General features: G+C 57.7%; 16 protein-coding genes and 1 tRNA gene. 10 read left to right on the top strand and 7 right to left on the bottom strand.

The genetic code is table 11. From position 1 onward, the window contains the following. The first annotated feature begins 412 nt into the window (after positions 1-412). From AC2FNR_RS14495 to AC2FNR_RS14510, 4 genes are all read left to right on the top strand, one after another. Complete coding sequence (locus tag AC2FNR_RS14495) at positions 413-1168, top strand: 5-oxoprolinase subunit B family protein (RefSeq protein ID WP_496849677.1); 756 nt, start codon at positions 413-415, stop codon at positions 1166-1168. Beyond that, complete coding sequence (locus tag AC2FNR_RS14500; protein WP_496849678.1) at positions 1165-2163, top strand: 5-oxoprolinase subunit C family protein; 999 nt, start codon at positions 1165-1167, stop codon at positions 2161-2163. Before AC2FNR_RS14495 ends, AC2FNR_RS14500 begins: the two co-directional genes overlap by 4 nt. A 13-nt stretch (positions 2164-2176) precedes the next feature. Continuing rightward, positions 2177-2938: a LamB/YcsF family protein gene (locus tag AC2FNR_RS14505; RefSeq protein ID WP_496849680.1), complete on the top strand. Its 762-nt coding sequence runs from the start codon at positions 2177-2179 to the stop codon at positions 2936-2938. A 150-nt stretch (positions 2939-3088) separates the two neighbouring features. After that, positions 3089-4336: a hypothetical protein gene (locus AC2FNR_RS14510; protein WP_496849682.1), complete on the top strand. Its 1248-nt coding sequence runs from the start codon at positions 3089-3091 to the stop codon at positions 4334-4336. 85 nt (positions 4337-4421) lie between these two features. Here the strand turns inward: AC2FNR_RS14510 and AC2FNR_RS14515 are convergent, their stop codons facing one another. Both AC2FNR_RS14515 and AC2FNR_RS14520 read right to left on the bottom strand, forming a co-directional pair. Next, entirely contained in the window at positions 4422-5798 is a 1377-nt protein-coding gene (locus tag AC2FNR_RS14515; RefSeq protein ID WP_496849683.1) for a D-alanyl-D-alanine carboxypeptidase family protein, read from the bottom strand. Between the two features lie 281 nt (positions 5799-6079). Beyond that, on the bottom strand, positions 6080-6781 hold the full coding sequence (locus AC2FNR_RS14520; RefSeq protein WP_496849685.1) for an HAD family hydrolase: 702 nt from the start codon (positions 6779-6781) through the stop codon (positions 6080-6082). Positions 6782-6874: 93 nt separating this feature from the next. Between AC2FNR_RS14520 and clpS the strand changes: the two genes are divergently transcribed. From clpS to hemF, 4 genes are read left to right on the top strand one after another with little or no spacing between them, the layout of a single operon-like run. Next, positions 6875-7216: an ATP-dependent Clp protease adapter ClpS gene (gene clpS, locus AC2FNR_RS14525; RefSeq protein WP_170356801.1), complete on the top strand. Its 342-nt coding sequence runs from the start codon at positions 6875-6877 to the stop codon at positions 7214-7216. Between the two features lie 24 nt (positions 7217-7240). After that, positions 7241-8206 carry a class I SAM-dependent methyltransferase gene (locus AC2FNR_RS14530; protein WP_496849687.1) on the top strand — a complete coding sequence of 322 codons (966 nt, stop codon included), beginning with the start codon at positions 7241-7243 and terminating at the stop codon, positions 8204-8206. 37 nt (positions 8207-8243) lie between these two features. Beyond that, complete coding sequence (locus AC2FNR_RS14535) at positions 8244-9041, top strand: SDR family NAD(P)-dependent oxidoreductase (RefSeq protein WP_496849689.1); 798 nt, start codon at positions 8244-8246, stop codon at positions 9039-9041. A gap of 4 nt (positions 9042-9045) precedes the next feature. After that, on the top strand, positions 9046-9930 hold the full coding sequence (hemF, locus tag AC2FNR_RS14540) for an oxygen-dependent coproporphyrinogen oxidase (RefSeq protein ID WP_496849691.1): 885 nt from the start codon (positions 9046-9048) through the stop codon (positions 9928-9930). Here hemF and AC2FNR_RS14545 read toward each other — a convergent pair whose 3' ends face one another. The 5 genes from AC2FNR_RS14545 to modA form a co-directional block, all read right to left on the bottom strand. Continuing rightward, complete coding sequence (locus AC2FNR_RS14545; protein ID WP_480869385.1) at positions 9931-10344, bottom strand: hypothetical protein; 414 nt, start codon at positions 10342-10344, stop codon at positions 9931-9933. 140 nt (positions 10345-10484) lie between these two features. Beyond that, on the bottom strand, positions 10485-10892 hold the full coding sequence (locus AC2FNR_RS14550) for a hypothetical protein (RefSeq protein ID WP_496849693.1): 408 nt from the start codon (positions 10890-10892) through the stop codon (positions 10485-10487). 84 nt (positions 10893-10976) lie between these two features. Next, positions 10977-12074 (bottom strand): molybdenum ABC transporter ATP-binding protein, encoded by a 1098-nt coding sequence (modC, locus tag AC2FNR_RS14555; RefSeq protein ID WP_496849695.1) that lies wholly within the window; start codon positions 12072-12074, stop codon positions 10977-10979. Then, positions 12071-12763, bottom strand: coding sequence for a molybdate ABC transporter permease subunit (gene modB / locus AC2FNR_RS14560; RefSeq protein WP_496849696.1), 693 nt, complete (start codon positions 12761-12763; stop codon positions 12071-12073). Before modB ends, modC begins: the two co-directional genes overlap by 4 nt. A gap of 3 nt (positions 12764-12766) precedes the next feature. Next, entirely contained in the window at positions 12767-13546 is a 780-nt protein-coding gene (gene modA / locus AC2FNR_RS14565) for a molybdate ABC transporter substrate-binding protein (protein ID WP_496849698.1), read from the bottom strand. 225 nt (positions 13547-13771) lie between these two features. On the opposite strand from modA, the gene AC2FNR_RS14570 reads away from it, so the two are divergent. Next, on the top strand, positions 13772-15025 hold the full coding sequence (locus tag AC2FNR_RS14570) for an aminotransferase class V-fold PLP-dependent enzyme (protein WP_496849700.1): 1254 nt from the start codon (positions 13772-13774) through the stop codon (positions 15023-15025). A 62-nt stretch (positions 15026-15087) separates the two neighbouring features. After that, positions 15088-15163: transfer RNA gene (locus tag AC2FNR_RS14575), tRNA-Val, on the top strand. Positions 15164-15173 lie beyond the last annotated feature (10 nt).

Consider the following 15173-nt stretch of genomic DNA (forward strand, 5'->3'; position numbering starts at 1 on the left):
CACCGCCTCAGCAGCGCCGGTGAAGGGGGTTCTAAGGTCTACCCCACAAAGCCGCAAGCAGAAAATTTGAAAAATTCCATTTTTTTTGCATTATTTTGTTTTGTCATTTGAAAACAACGATTTAATCACCAGCCATCGACGTCATTTCCCTCCAATTCAGCGTCGAGCAACAGCCCAAGGTATTGGATGACAACAAGGCGGGGCGAACAAAGCCCTATATATAGTGAGCAGTAAGCAGACAGATACTAGAAGCTCTCGACTCGTGCGTCTCTTTGCGAGTCGAAACCTGCGGCGCAAAAGCGAGATTCCGGCAGCCACAGCGTGTCAAAAGTGGATCTACGCGCTCAAATGCTTGCGTATCAACTGCGGATGCGGTCAGGTCACGGCAACCAAGCTGAATTGACGAAGTTCCATGACCCAAGTGCCCGATCATAAATTCCCGCGCGTGCGCACCGTCGGATACGAGGGTTTGCTGGTTTCCTTTGGTGACACAATGGAAGAATCCTCGAACCGGGCAGCCTTGGCGTTTCGCGATCTCATCGACAGCGAAAACTGGGAAGGCGTACTTGAAACCTCGGCCACTTTGGCATCCGCTTATATACGGTTCGATACCAAACGTTTGTCACATGCCGACCTCGATGCCAGGGTACGCGGGGCTTTGGGCCACCAAGACTGGTACTCTGCGCCCATGCCCATGGGACGCAGGTTCTGGCGCGTTCCAACAGTATACGGTGGTGAGCTTGCACCCCAGCTTGGCGACGCGGCAAACGCAGCAGGGTTAAGCGTCGAGGAAGCTATCCGTCGCCTGTCGGAAACTCGCGTCCGCGTCCTGACGATTGGGTTCGCGCCGGGGCAGCCATATCTGGGCCCGCTTGGACCCGAGTTTAACATACCCCGACTTCAGGATTTAACCCCGATGGTGCCCGAGGGCGCGCTGGTTCTGGCAATATCGCAGTTCGTACTTTTTTCAGGACCAACTCCGACGGGATGGAGGCATGTCGGCCAAACCGCGTTCCGATGCTTTCGCCCCGAAGCAGATCACAGCTTTGCCCTGCGCCCCGGCGACGAAATGCAGTTCGTGCCGATTTCCCGAGACGCGCTGGAGGATATCCGCGCAAACAACGCCGACGGCACGGGCGGCGCAACTTGTCAGGAGATCAAGCAGTGACTCTGACCGTTCTGCGCATCGGCCCAGCCTGCACAATTCAGGACCAGGGACGTATTGGATATCTGGATCAAGGTTTGTCCAGATCCGGGGCTGCTGACATCCTTGCCCTGCACGAAGGGGCTGCGCTGTTGGACCAGAGTCCGGAACTTGCGGCGTTGGAAATGGCGGGCATGGGTGGAGAGTTCGAAGCGACCCAAAGCACATGTTTTGCCCTCACTGGCGCACCGATGCAGGCCAGTATTGATGGAAGTCCCGTGCCGTGGAATGCCTCTCATCAGATCGAGGCCGGGCAACGATTGGTGATCGGAGCTGCGCTACGTGGCAGCTATGGCTACCTTCATCTTGGTGGCGGTATAGACGTGCCAGAATTTTTGGGGTCCCGCTCAACGCATCTGACCGCAAAGATTGGGCGAGTTGTTCAGCAAGATGACATACTGAATAGCCCCAAGGGCGCGGGGCGTGCTGGTTGGAAGTTAAGACCAGAGGACAGGTTCTCGGGCGGACTTTTGCATGTAGTCGCCAGTTTTCAGACATCCCTGTTCGATCAAAGTACTCTGGACCGGTTCGCCGCCACCAGCTTTACGCGCGGTGCAAGGGCCAACCGCATGGGGATGCAATTGGAAAGCGACGGACCCGGATTTGCGGCAAAAGGGCAGCTTAATATCCTGTCCGAGATCATCACACCCGGCGACATCCAAATGACCGGCACTGGAAACCCCTTTATCCTGCTGCCGGAATGCCAGACCACTGGGGGTTACCCACGTATCGCCACGGTCTTGCCTTGCGACATCCCTCGGGCGGCACAAACGCCAGCGGGAGCTGAAATTCGGTTCGAATTCGTGACGCTTGAGGAGGCTGCGACGCGACAGGCCCGCCACTCGGCTGACCTGATCCGGCTAAACGGTCAGATCGAACCGCTGGTGCGCAATCCCCATGACATCCCGGACCTGTTGTCCTACCAATTGATCGACGGAGTGATCTCTGCCACCGACTAAAGGAGTTTTGCCGATGCCCAGCGTCGATCTGAATGCCGATATGGGGGAAAGCTTTGGCCCCTGGAAGATGGGCGATGACGATAGTCTGCTGAGGATCATCACCTCGGCCAATATCGCTTGTGGCTTTCACGCGGGTGATTGGGATGTGATGGCGCAGACGATGAAGCTGGCCGCTGAAAACGGCGTCGGTATCGGCGCACATCCCGGCTTTCCTGATCTGCAGGGCTTTGGCCGCAGAAATATGAAAATCCCTCATGCGTCCCTGCGCAATCTGGTGCGGTATCAATTGGGGGCAGCTTTAGGCATGGCCAAGGCGGTTGGAACGCAGGTCCGGCACCTGAAATTACACGGCGCGTTGGCCAACATGTGCTCGGTCGACGTGGATATGGCACGAGCGTGTTATCAGGGCGCGCTGGACGTGGATCCCGATATCATCATCATGGTGCTGGCCGTCACCAAACAGGAAGAAGCTGTACGCGACCTTGGCTGCAAATGGGTCGGAGAGATCTTTGCCGACCGCGCTTACAATGACGACGGAACGCTGGTGGATCGAAGCCTGCCCGGAGCAGTCATTCACGACCCTGAACTTGCCGGGCCACGCATCCTGAAAATGGTGCGCGAAGGGGCCATCATCACTGAATCCGGCAAACGACTGGAAACCTCGATCGACACAATATGTCTGCACGGGGACGGCCCAACGGCGGTACAAATCGCAGCTTCGGTGCGGGAAAACCTGATCACTGGCGGGGTCGATGTGACGAAATTCATCCGCTGATCAGATTGGCTTAAGACAGCACGCGTATACCGTTGGTGTTGCCGGGGTCAGGTTCAGCCCCTAGCATGACAACAAGTTCATGTTCTGAGTGCCACAATCCCGGCAACACCCTGCACCACCTGCAAAGCGCAGGAGCAAGGAGATAGCTTTATGTCTTTTGATCTGATGTCCTACGAACCCCGCGGCGACAAGAAAAACTCGGACTTTTTCAACGAGTATTTGCCAAAAATCTACGAACGCCGCGCCAGCTCGGGCGTTGCCGATCTGGTCGGGGCGATGAAGGCCATCGTGATACAGGTCGAATCCGATGCGCTGTTTGACACACTGGTCGAGCTTTACGTAATGACGCCCTATCGCCACACAGCCAGCTATCTGGGGCGCACGCATAAATTTTCGGTCCTGCATTCACATTCCGACTACCCTGCCCTGATCGTGATGGCACCGCTCAGCCCCGCTTTCGAAGACTTTATTCCCCGCATCAACCGCATGTATCCGCTGGCTCGAAAGACTCCGCAAACCCGATATGTCGGAGAGGTCTTCGGCGCGTCGGACCTAACCGCGCTGACGCAAACGCTGGAGGATCAGAATATTCGGTTCGAGTATTCAGGCGACACAGAAAATACGTTCTACACGCTGCAGGGTTTTCAGTTCACTACACCTTCGGATTTCACCTGTAATCGGGTTGGCTATTCCAATCTGGACTTCAACGACACGGATAGCCTCGGTCTGGGCGACCGTGTTCTATTGAGCGACAGTGAGCAAGCTCGTCTGAATCAGGCTGCCGCGTTTGGGGCTGACAGCAATATCGCACCGCTCATGCTAGGTATTGATCACCTCGCCACGCGTGTTCTTGCCGGAGAACGCGAGGACGCGATCCTCGAGTTCCTGACGATGGTGCCCTACTATTTCTGGGGCGCGTACAACATCTTCGACATGAATTCGTCCACCAATGTGAACCGAAACCCAAACGTAGATGACGACAAGAAATCACCTGCCAAAGTGTTCACCGCCAACAACACGCCGTCCTTCGTGAATTCCTTTGCCAAACTGCCAATGCCGACCGAGGATTTTGTCCGGAATTTCGGCCGTCGCCTCCATCACATGGCGGTCGAAGTTCAGGATGGCGATCACGGCGCGGGTGAAAAGAACGTGGATTTCGTGGTGAATACGCTCAAGGACAAGGGCGTGCCATTTCTGGCCCATGTGGTAGGGGAATGTAAGGATGACCCGAACCTGAAGCAGATCTTCTCGAAACACTCGAAAAACACGCTGCTGATCACCGAATATATCGAACGTTGCCACAAATATGATGGCTTTTTCACCAAGGATAATGTCGCCGCGCTGACCGCCGCGGCTGGTCAGGATGAGCAATATCAGCACGGTCACGTGTTCGATTGAAGCGTTTGCGCTTTGTATCAAGCGCCAAAAAAAGGCTGCGAGCTTCCTCGCAGCCAAATCCAACCAGGAGAGAGAATGTCGGGTCTTATGACGGCCCGATCATGAAACAGGTGACATTTCGGGCCTGCAACCTGCGGCAAGCCAGGTCGGCCTGTTCGCGGGTCATGCCCTGGAACGTCGCATCGAAACCTCGTGAGCTTTGATTCACCTTGCGCAAGGTTCCTTCCAAAGTGGTCATTTCGGCCAAAGCGGTTTTCAGCAGCACCTTCTCGGCCTCGTATCGCGTAGTATAGCGACCTACATTTACGCCCCAAAGATGCCCGCCCGAGGTAGAAAGACGGGTGACAATTTCCCTTTCCGGCTCTGGCTGAGCAACTGGGTTGGTCGACGCCAGAACCAGATCATCAGGACGAGGTGCCGGGCGCACCGTTCCGTCATCCGGGGTCTGGATATCAGCCGCTGCGATTGCCGCAGCGATTCCATCCTGAATTCTGCTCTCGTCTTTTGCCGCTGCTGCGGCAACTGTTCCGGCGACTTGAACTGTAGCTGCGCGGCGCAACACCGGCCGCAGGCTGGCCGTTGGAGCAGTGGTTAGGCGCGCGACCTGCGCATTCAGGCCCACATTTCCAGCGTAAGCCGGACGGGCAGGTTTACGGATAGGCGCACGGGATGGAGCGCGACGGAAGCCCATATCCAGCAACTCAGCCACTTTGGCGTTGCGCGATGCACCGGATTTTCCGCCGAAGACGGTCGCGATGATCCGCTCATCCTTACGCTTGGCCGAGGCTACCAGATTGAAGCCCGCCGCTCGTGTGTATCCTGTCTTGATCCCATCGGCACCCTTATAGGCGGCCAAAAGGCGGCGGTTGGTGTTCGGAACCGTTTTGATCCCTGCATGAGTCGATTGACGCGAAAACAGGTTGTAATACTGCGGATAGTCATACAGGAGATGCCGCCCCAGCGTCGTCATGTCCCGCGCGGTCGACAAGTGGCCGGACTCGGTTAATCCATGCGCATTCTTGAAGGTCGTGCGGTTCATACCCATGGCTTTAGCGGTGCGTGTCATACGGCGGGCAAACGCGGCCTCGGATCCACTGATGGCAATCCCGATGGCGGTCGCCGCGTCATTGGCGGATTTCACGGCGGCCGCGCGGATCAGGTACCGGAACGCAATCCGCTGACCCGAGCGCAACCCCAGCTTGGACGGAGGCTCTGCCGCAGCGGCCTTGGTGATACGCACTTGCGTATCCAACTCGATCTCACCATTCCGGACAGCCTCGAACGCAATATAGAGCGTCATCATCTTGGTCAGCGAAGCCGGGTGAAGTCGGGTATCTGCGTTGCGCGAATGCAAAACCTCACCCGTGCGCGCGTCAATCACCATCGCCGCATAGGGTGCGGCAACCGATTGCAACGGCGCAAAAGAAAGCAGCCACACGAATGCTATACGAAATAAGCCCATTCGGGCCGGAACTGTCCGCCGAACCTGCACGATCTTTGCCTCTGTCTACCTCGGGCCGCCGGGTTTTCCCGGTCAGCAATTAATTTATTATATTACCCGTAAGGCTAACACAGAGGACGTCCGAAATAAACCGAAAGCTGGTAAATTCGATCTTTCTTTCGGCGCGCAGTCACCCGCAACATATGGTCGACTTGCACACCTCAACCACTAAATCGTCCTCTGATTTGGTGCCGCTGTACAGAGCCTATTCAATTTTTTGTAACTGGGACCATTCGGCAACATCATGCAAGCGTGCGAACAAGGCTCGCTAACTCACCCAGATCCCGCAATTCCTTATACCGGTTCGAACGCGTGGGGACTTCGGCTTTTTCGATCTCCCAGACCAGCCCATGGGGGACGTAGACCCCCCAGCAGCCAGCCTCGATCGGAGCCACTACGTCGGATCGCATCGAATTGCCAACCATCATCGCTTGGGTAGGGCCGGTTCCGTGGCGCGCAAATATTTCATGGTAGGTTTCAGCCGTTTTTTCCGAAACGATCTCGACCTCGTCAAAAAGCTCGCCCAAACCAGATTGCGCCAGCTTCCTTTCTTGATCAATCAGGTCGCCTTTGGTGATCAGCACAACCTTGTGAGTCGCTCCGACTGCTTCGACCGCTTCGCGGGCATGGGGCAGTAGTTCGATCGGATGGGCCAACATCTCTTGCCCCGCGTCGATCAACTGACGAATGACCGAAGCCGGGACACGATCTTTGGTGACCTCGATCGCGGTTTCAATCATCGACAGAATGAAGCCTTTGATTCCATACCCATAGTGCCGAATGTTGCGTCTTTCTGCAGCAAGCAGACGATCCATCAGATGATCCCGATCGGCATGGTCCGCCAGCAGATCGGCGAAATACGCCTGCGTCAGTTGAAAGAACCGTTCGTTGTGCCACAACGTGTCATCAGCATCGAAACCGACGATGGTCAGATTGTCTTCCATTGCGATTACGTCCTGCTGGCTCTTTTCTCTGGCCCCTAGGACGTTATATAACCGCTCAGATAAACCGAAGCCTGAATCGGACTTTTGCGCGCAATGTTTGAAAACCCTTGGATGATGTCTGACAATTCGGACGACGACGGCGACTCGTCCGTCCTTATTCAAACGCGCCCTAAAACCAAGCGCCCGCCGCTGTACAAGGTGCTGCTGCTGAATGACGACTACACCCCGATGGAGTTCGTTGTGCACGTGCTGGAGCGCTTTTTCGGCATGACCCACGCCGAAGCGTTCGAGATCATGCTGACCGTGCACAAGAAAGGCGTCGCCGTGGTTGGCGTATTCAGCCACGAGATCGCCGAGACCAAAGTGGGTCAGGTGATGGACTTTGCTCGCCGACACCAGCACCCCCTGCAATGCACAATGGAACGCGAAGAGTAGCGTCTGCTCTTCCAACGAACGCGTATGTCCTCTCGCCTTGATCTTGCCCTGAACAGCGGCCTTTCGCTGTCACAGCCGCTGACGGTGATCGGGCCGACACCAGCCCATGACCTGTCCCAACTGCCTCGCGATACGCAGGTGGTACAGCCCTTCAAACCGTTCCATGATCATTTCGCGGCACAAGGTTTTGACGTTATCCCCGAGACCCGTGATCCATGCCAGGATGCGGTGATATTCCTGCCCCGCGCAAAAGCTTTGGCCCGCAGCCTTGTTCAACAAGCCTGCCTGCGCGCCAAGGGTACGGTTGTGGTGGACGGGGCCAAAACCGATGGGGTGGACAGCCTGCTGAAGGACATCCGAAAGCGTGTGCCGGTCGAAGGGCCAATTTCCAAAGCGCATGGCAAAATCTTCTGGTTTGCCTCTGATCCAGAGGCTTTCGCCGACTGGGCCGCGCCCCATGGGCAAATGGTGGACGGGTTTACGACCGCGCCCGGTGTGTTTTCGGCGGACGGAGTGGACCCGGCCTCGGCCCTGTTGCTGGGCGTCCTGCCCGCAAAATTGGGCGCACGGGTGGCGGATCTGGGTGCGGGCTGGGGGTATCTGTCTGCCAACGTGTTGCAAAAACAGGGGTTACGCGCCCTATACTTGGTTGAGGCCGACCACATCGCCCTGACTTGTGCCAAGACCAATATCACCGATGACCGGGCGACTTTTCACTGGGCCGACGCGGTAAAGTGGCGCGCGCCCGAGGGGCTGGACGCGGTCGTTATGAACCCGCCCTTTCACACTTCGCGCAGCGCAGACCCCGCGCTGGGTCAGGGCTTTATCCAATCCGCCGCACGTAATCTGGCAAAACATGGTGAGCTGTGGATGGTGGCCAACCGCCACCTGCCTTACGAAACCACGCTGAACGAAGCTTTCTCGCGCGTCAACGAAGTCACTGGCGACAACCGGTTCAAGGTGTTCCATGCCTCTCGCCCTCGACGGTGATCCCGGTTAACCTGCGCGCAACTCAGGGAGACAACGCATGTCCTTTTCCATAGCAGGCAAGACCGCCATCGTCACCGGTGGCGCCAATGGCGTCGGGCTAGCCATTGGGCGGCATTTCGCGGATGCGGGTGCCAATGTGATGTTTGCCGACATGGATGAAAAGCGGCTGACCGACGAGTTGGGCGAGCAGGCTGACGACAGCAATATCCGCTTTTTCGCGGGCGATTTACGGGAAAAGCTGACCATCGCAAACCTGCTTTCCGCCACTATAGACGCCTTTGATCAGGTGGATATCCTGATCAACGGGTCGCGGCAGGTTATCCCGTCCGATCCGTTGGATACAGATGACGACTCGGTCAAGACCCTGCTGAATCAGAATTTGATGCCAGCCCTGCGTCTCAGCCAGGCTGTCGCCAAACGCATGATCAAACAATTCGGAGAAGGAGACGGCCCTGCCGGATCGATCATCAACCTGTCTTCGATAGCCGCACGTCGAACACATCCGGATCTGATGGCCTATTCCGTCTCGACCGCTGCGCTGGATCAGATGACGCGGTCACTGGCCGTGGCTTTCGCCCCGCACCGCATCCGCGTGAACTCGATCGCGCTGGGTTCGGTCATGAGCGCCTCGTTGCAGTCAACGCTCAAGGAAAACCGCGATTTCCGAGACGATATCGAAAAGCACACCCCGCTGGCCCGCATCGCCGCGCCCACCGAACTGACCGAGACGGCGCAGTTTCTGGCCTCGGACGCGGCAGGGTTCATCACCGGGCAAATCCTGACGATTGACGGAGGCCGCACCCTGCTGGACCCCGTCGCAGCACCGGCGCACTGACCCCATGTTTGACACCGAAAAATCCACCGCCTCCGCGTGGTTCCGCACCCTGCGCGACCAGATCGTAACTGCGTTCGAAGCCCTGGAAGACAGCCACGACACTGGGCCGTTTTCCGACGCCACCCCCGGCCGCTTCGAAGTGAAGGAAACCACCCGCCAATCAGACGACGGATCAGATGCGGGCGGCGGTTTGATGTCGGTGATGCGCGGCGGGCGCTTGTTTGAGAAAGTGGGCGTCAATATCTCGACCGTTTACGGCACGCTGGGCGATCGCGCGCAGCAGGCTATGGCTGCGCGCAAAGGCATTCCGGGCATGACCGAAGACCCGCGCTTCTGGGCCTCGGGCATTTCACTTGTGGCGCATATGCAGAACCCGCACGTACCAGCGGTGCATATGAATACCCGTATGTTCTGGACGCCCCACGCCTGGTGGTTCGGCGGCGGGTCTGACCTGAACCCGTGTATCGAATATGACGACGACACCGCCCATTTCCACGCCACGCAAAAGGCGCATTTGGACCCGCATGGGCCGGCGCATTACCCGCGCCTCAAGGACTGGGCGGATGAGTATTTCTACATCCCGCACCGCAAACGCGCGCGCGGTGTGGGCGGCATCTTCATGGATGACTACTGTACCGGCGACTGGAGCGCCGATTTCGCACTGACGCAGGATATCGGCCGCGCCTTTTTGCCCGCCTTCCTGCCCTTGGTCGAAAAGCGCCGGGTGCATGGGTTTGATGATGCAGACAAAAACACTCAACTGGTGCATCGTGGTCTGTATGCCGAGTACAACCTTGTCTATGACCGCGGCACCAAGTTCGGGCTGGAAACCGGCCACGACCCGGATGCCGTGCTGATGAGCCTGCCGCCCATGGCGAAATGGGTGTGATTACTTCTTCATCCTGATATCCAGAACAGCGTCGTAACAATAGCTTTCAGCCTTGGATGCCGAGTAATTTTCGCCCACATACTTCACGGTGATTGAATGTTTGGATGTCGTGTCGGGCTCAACTTGCGGGTCCAGGGAAAACTCTACGGTTCGAATACCCGGCTCATATGGTTTTGAAAGATAGATACGCCGGGTCGACTCAGTTCCCAGTGTCCTAATCGCATAGTCCCCAATCCCGCACCAATACGCCAACGCAACTGATGACCCGACCACGTTAACTTCAAAATTGCCCGTTTGTAATGGCGTCACGTGAACTTGAAAGGTGGGGAATATACCAATACCCGGCTGATCCGCCTGAGCTTCCGCACCGAGAAGCAGCGCCAAAGCTAAAGGCATACATTTAAAGAGTTTCACGGTCGATTACCTCTGCGCAAGTCACAGCAGCCCTCATTGGCCGCATCCCTTGACTACGCAGCGTTGTTGAACCGCAAAGCGCTGGCAAAACACAAAAGCGTCATTCAGTCGTGATGAATCCCAGCAGAGCGTTCAGGCCCTCAGAATCCGAAATCGAGGAAATTGTCATAGCAATAGGTCTGCGCGGACCCCGCCGACAGGTTCTCGCCCACACGTTTGACCGTGACCGAATATCCCGGAGTGGTATCGACGCCTTCTGGTGCGGTCAGGGAAAACTGAACCGTCCGGGTTTGTTTTTCATAGGCACGCGTGATGTAAATCCGCTGGGTCGCCTTGGTTCTGAGTGTTCGGATCGCATAATCCCCAATACCGCACCAATACGCGACCGGCGCCGTGGTCCCTCGGGTTGATACCTCGTAGATCCCATTGCCTTTGTCCGCCACGTCAACCCGGACCGCAGGATTAAGATTCACTCCGAAACCGATCGCCTGAGCGACCCCTGGCAACAATACAATCGCCGCAATGGCAGGCATTTTCCGAAACCACATAATCCCTTACCCTTTCACAATAAACACCGCAGAACAAAGCATAGACAACATCACAGTCTAGTAAAGTTCCTGCACCACAACGCGCTATTCGCTAAGCACACGCCCGCCCACATTCTGTGGAGCCAGCGCAACCGTCTTGATTACCGCATAGCATAGCTGGCCCGGTTGCAGGCCCAGCGCGTCGACCGAACGGCGAGTGATGCGAGCAAGAACAGATCCCGCCGGAGTTTTCACTGAAACGATCGCCCCGGGACCTTCGCCCGCGCGAATGGTGTCGACCGTGCCTTCCAGCATATTCAGCGCCGACAGACCCTCGGGCCGCTTGTTGGACAAGATGACCTCTTGGGCGGGGATACGGATTCGAAGGTCATCGCCAATCTGATGCGGAATACGCGGCAGGAACAGGCTTGTCCCGCCCGCGCTCAACTCGGTCAGACCATCGGAATGGTGCTTGGCGACCCGCACTTGCAGTACCGCACCGACCGCGCGAATACCCGCAGGCGCAACCGATGGGTCGGCCAGAACTTCTGAGGCTGGCCCGTGGCGCACTGCCTTTCCGTCTTGCAACGCCACAACCGACGTCGCCAGGCGCGCCACCTCGGCGGCAGAGTGTGTGACGTACAGAATGGGCACCGAAACCTCATCCCTGAGGCGTTCGAAATAGGGCAGGATCTCGGCCTTGCGCGCATCGTCCAGCGCCGCCAGCGGCTCATCGGCCAAAATCAGGCGCGGGCTGGCCAGCAAGGCCCGGCCAATCGCCACGCGCTGTTTCTCGCCCCCGGAAAGGCCAGCAGGACGGCGGTCCAGCAGATGGCCGATCCCCAACATCTCGATCACCTTGTCGGGGTTCTCGCGCGGCGCGCCCTTGGGCGCGAACCAACGGCCGTATGACAGGTTTTGGCGCACCGTCAGGTGGGGGAACAGCCGTCCCTCTTGAAAGACATAGCCCAAACGCCGCTTGTGCGGCGGAAGCCACAGATGTTTCTCGGTGTCGAACAGCTCCCATCCATCAACCGCAACACGGCCCGAAGTCGGTTTGAGCAATCCAGCGACGGCATTGACAACCGTCGTCTTACCCGAGCCCGAGCGTCCGAACAGAACAGTCACGCCGGACGGTGCGTCAAAATTGAGATCGAGTTTGATGTTGGGCAGATCATGCTGCAATCGGACAGAAAGGCTCATGACCCGGCCACCCTTGCTGCGACACGGCGGGCTACGAACTCTGACAGCAAAAGCGCGCTTAGAGCGATAACGACCGATATAACAACCAGCCGCGTTGCGGCCGCTTCACCGCCGGGAACCTGAAGAAAGGCGTAGACCGCTGACGGCAGCGTTTGGGTCTGCCCGGGGATATTGGACACGAAGGTAATGGTGGCGCCGAATTCGCCCATCGCCTTGGCAAAGGCCAGAATAGCCCCGGCGATAACGCCCGGCAGGATCATCGGCAGAGTGACGGTCGCAAACACCATAATGCGCGAAGCCCCCAATGTAGCCCCAGCCTGCTCTAGCTTGGGGTCCACCGCTTCGATCGACAAACGGATGGCGCGCACCATTAAAGGGAATGCCATGATCCCCGCCGCCAGCGCTGCACCGGTCCAACGGAATGCGAACACAATTCCGACTTCGGACAGGGCGCGACCCAACGGCCCCTGAATGCCAAAGGTCAGCAAGAGGAGGTAGCCAGTGACTACCGGCGGCAGGATCAACGGTAAGTGCACGAGCCCGTTCAAGACCTGTCGTCCCGGAAATCGCCAGCGGGCCAATGCATAAGCAGTGAAAACTCCAAAGGGCAAAGTTACCAGCGTGGCCCAAAAGGATACGCGCAATGACAGCCTCAGGGCCTCAAGCTCTTCGGGACCCAACCATCCCATCGCTTATTGCTCCGGCAGGGAAAAGCCCTGCCTTTCAAAGATGTCTTGCGCTTCGGGCGACTGCAGATGCTCCAAAAACGCAAGTGCCTCTGGTCGGGCCGACGTTGTCACACCAGCCGGATAGATGATTGCAGGGTGCAAATCAGATGAAAACTCAGCCAGCACGCGAACGCGGTCTTCGACCACGGCGTCCGATCGGTACACAATGCCCAAGGGGGCTGCTCCTGCCGCAACCAGAGCAAGCGCTGTACGCACATTGTCGGTTTGCGCCACTTGCCCCTGAACACTATCCCAAAGACCCAGACTGCGCAGTGCCGCCTTGCCATAGATCCCAGCGGGTACAGCATCGACCAATGCCATGGCCAGATGCCCACCGGCCAAAGCCTCCGCCAGATCGGTTTCGGGGGTCACCTCGTGCATGCCGGGGGCCGAGGTGCTGCCAATGAGAACCAGCCCATTGCCCAGCAGATCGACCCGCTTATTTGCTTCGATCAGGCCCTTGCCCTGCAGGACATCCATCCATTCGACATTCGCCGAAATGAACACATCCGCCGGTGCGCCGAGCTGAATCTGACGCGCCAGAACCGAGGAAGCCGCATAGGAAACCGTTATCTCTTGTCCGGTCTGTGCCTCGAACGCTGGAGCGATCTCGTCCAAAGCATTCTTCAGACTGGCTGCTGCAAAAACCAGTACGCCGTCTGCCCCCGCGCGCAGCGGAGCCAGTGTAAACATAGCCAGAGTGATGGCCGCAAGAAATACACGAAGCAGACGTGACAGGATCATCTCATTCCCGCCCCTCGGGGTTAAGGTCCTCTTGGGGATATCTGAGGCACCGGGGGGCGTGCAAGCGCCGATGCGCCGCAGGTTCACCCAAAGGGCAGAGATTGCTGGAAAATCCTTGCCCCAAGCCATTTTCGTCAACAGACTCAGCGACAATGTCGCAAACGATCTTGATCCTGATACGTGTCACGGGGATGCTGCGCGCGAGTCAGGAACAGGAAAGCCGACATGTTGCACACTATCCCAGGTTTGATGGACGCCGTACGCGCGCGTTTTGCCCATGTCGAAAGCTGTCCCTTTCAAGGGCCCCGGATCTTCTTTGAAAACGCAGGTGGGGCCCTGACGTTGAATTCCGTGGTCGAGACGTCGGCCAAGTTCGCCGCTATCCCCGACAATCAGGGGCGCGACAACGTCGCTAGCCATGCGCTTGTCGACACCATCAACACCGCCAAGGCTGACTTAGCTGTGTTCATGAATGCGCCTTCAGGTCAGTTTTTTGTCGGTGAAAGCGGGACCGAACTGCTGTTTCGTATGATCCGCACCGCCTGCGTGAACGCGCCCAAAGGCGGCAAGGTCATCGGCAGTTCCATCGAACATCCCGCCAGTCGCAGCGCCGCCCGACGCTGGGCTGACATTGCTGGGCTGGACTATGTCAACGTCCAGCACGACAACGATACAGGTCTCGTCACCGCTGAAGCATTCCGGGCTGCAATGACTCCGGACGTCTGTGTCGCCACAATCGTTCACGCCTCGCCGGTCACAGGTATGGGGATGGATGTGGCAGCCATCGCGCGGGCCATTCGTGAGGTCTCGCCCGAGTGTTTCATCATTGTGGACGGTATTCAGCACGCGGCTCACGGGCAGTTGGATATCAACAGCTACAATGTCGATGGTTATGCAATCTCACCCTACAAAGTGTTCTCGCGCCACGGGTATGGCATTGCATGGATATCGGACCGGCTGACCGCCCTTCCCCACGACCAATTGATCGACGCCCCGTCTGAAGGGTGGGAATTCGGAACCCGCGACACCGGTGCTTACGCGACCATCTCCGACGTGGTGGCTTATTTCGAGTGGCTGGGCGACCAAGTCTCGGAGCACACGGACCGCCGCGCCCGGATCGAGGCTGCTGGCCGCGCCATCCATGCCTACGAATCGCATCTGACAGGTGCAATGATCAACGGCACCGGCAATCTGCCGGGCCTGCGCGATATGGAGCATGTTTCAATTCTTGGCGGCGCAAACAACCCTGCCCGCGAAGGGTTGGTTTCAATTGTCGTGCGGGATATCCCCTCTGCCGATGTTGTGACACGCCTGAATGACCAGGGCATCCGTACCCACATCCGCAAAGCCGATCACTACAGCGGCAACGTTCTGACCCCGTTGGGGCTGAACGACTGCATCCGCATATCGCTTTGTCACTATAACACCGAACAAGAAGTCGCCCAATTGCTAGCCGCAGTGAACGAGATGACAGCTTGATCAAATAAATTCTTCCAGACCCTCTTGCACCCGGGCGCTGGCTTGGCTAAATGCACCGTCACGGGTGATTAGCTCAGTTGGTAGAGCGCTTCGTTTACACCGAAGATGTCGGGAGTTCGAGTCTCTCATCACCCACCATTCTCTTCAT

The sequence above is a fragment of the Ruegeria sp. SATB045 genome (assembly GCF_059613525.1).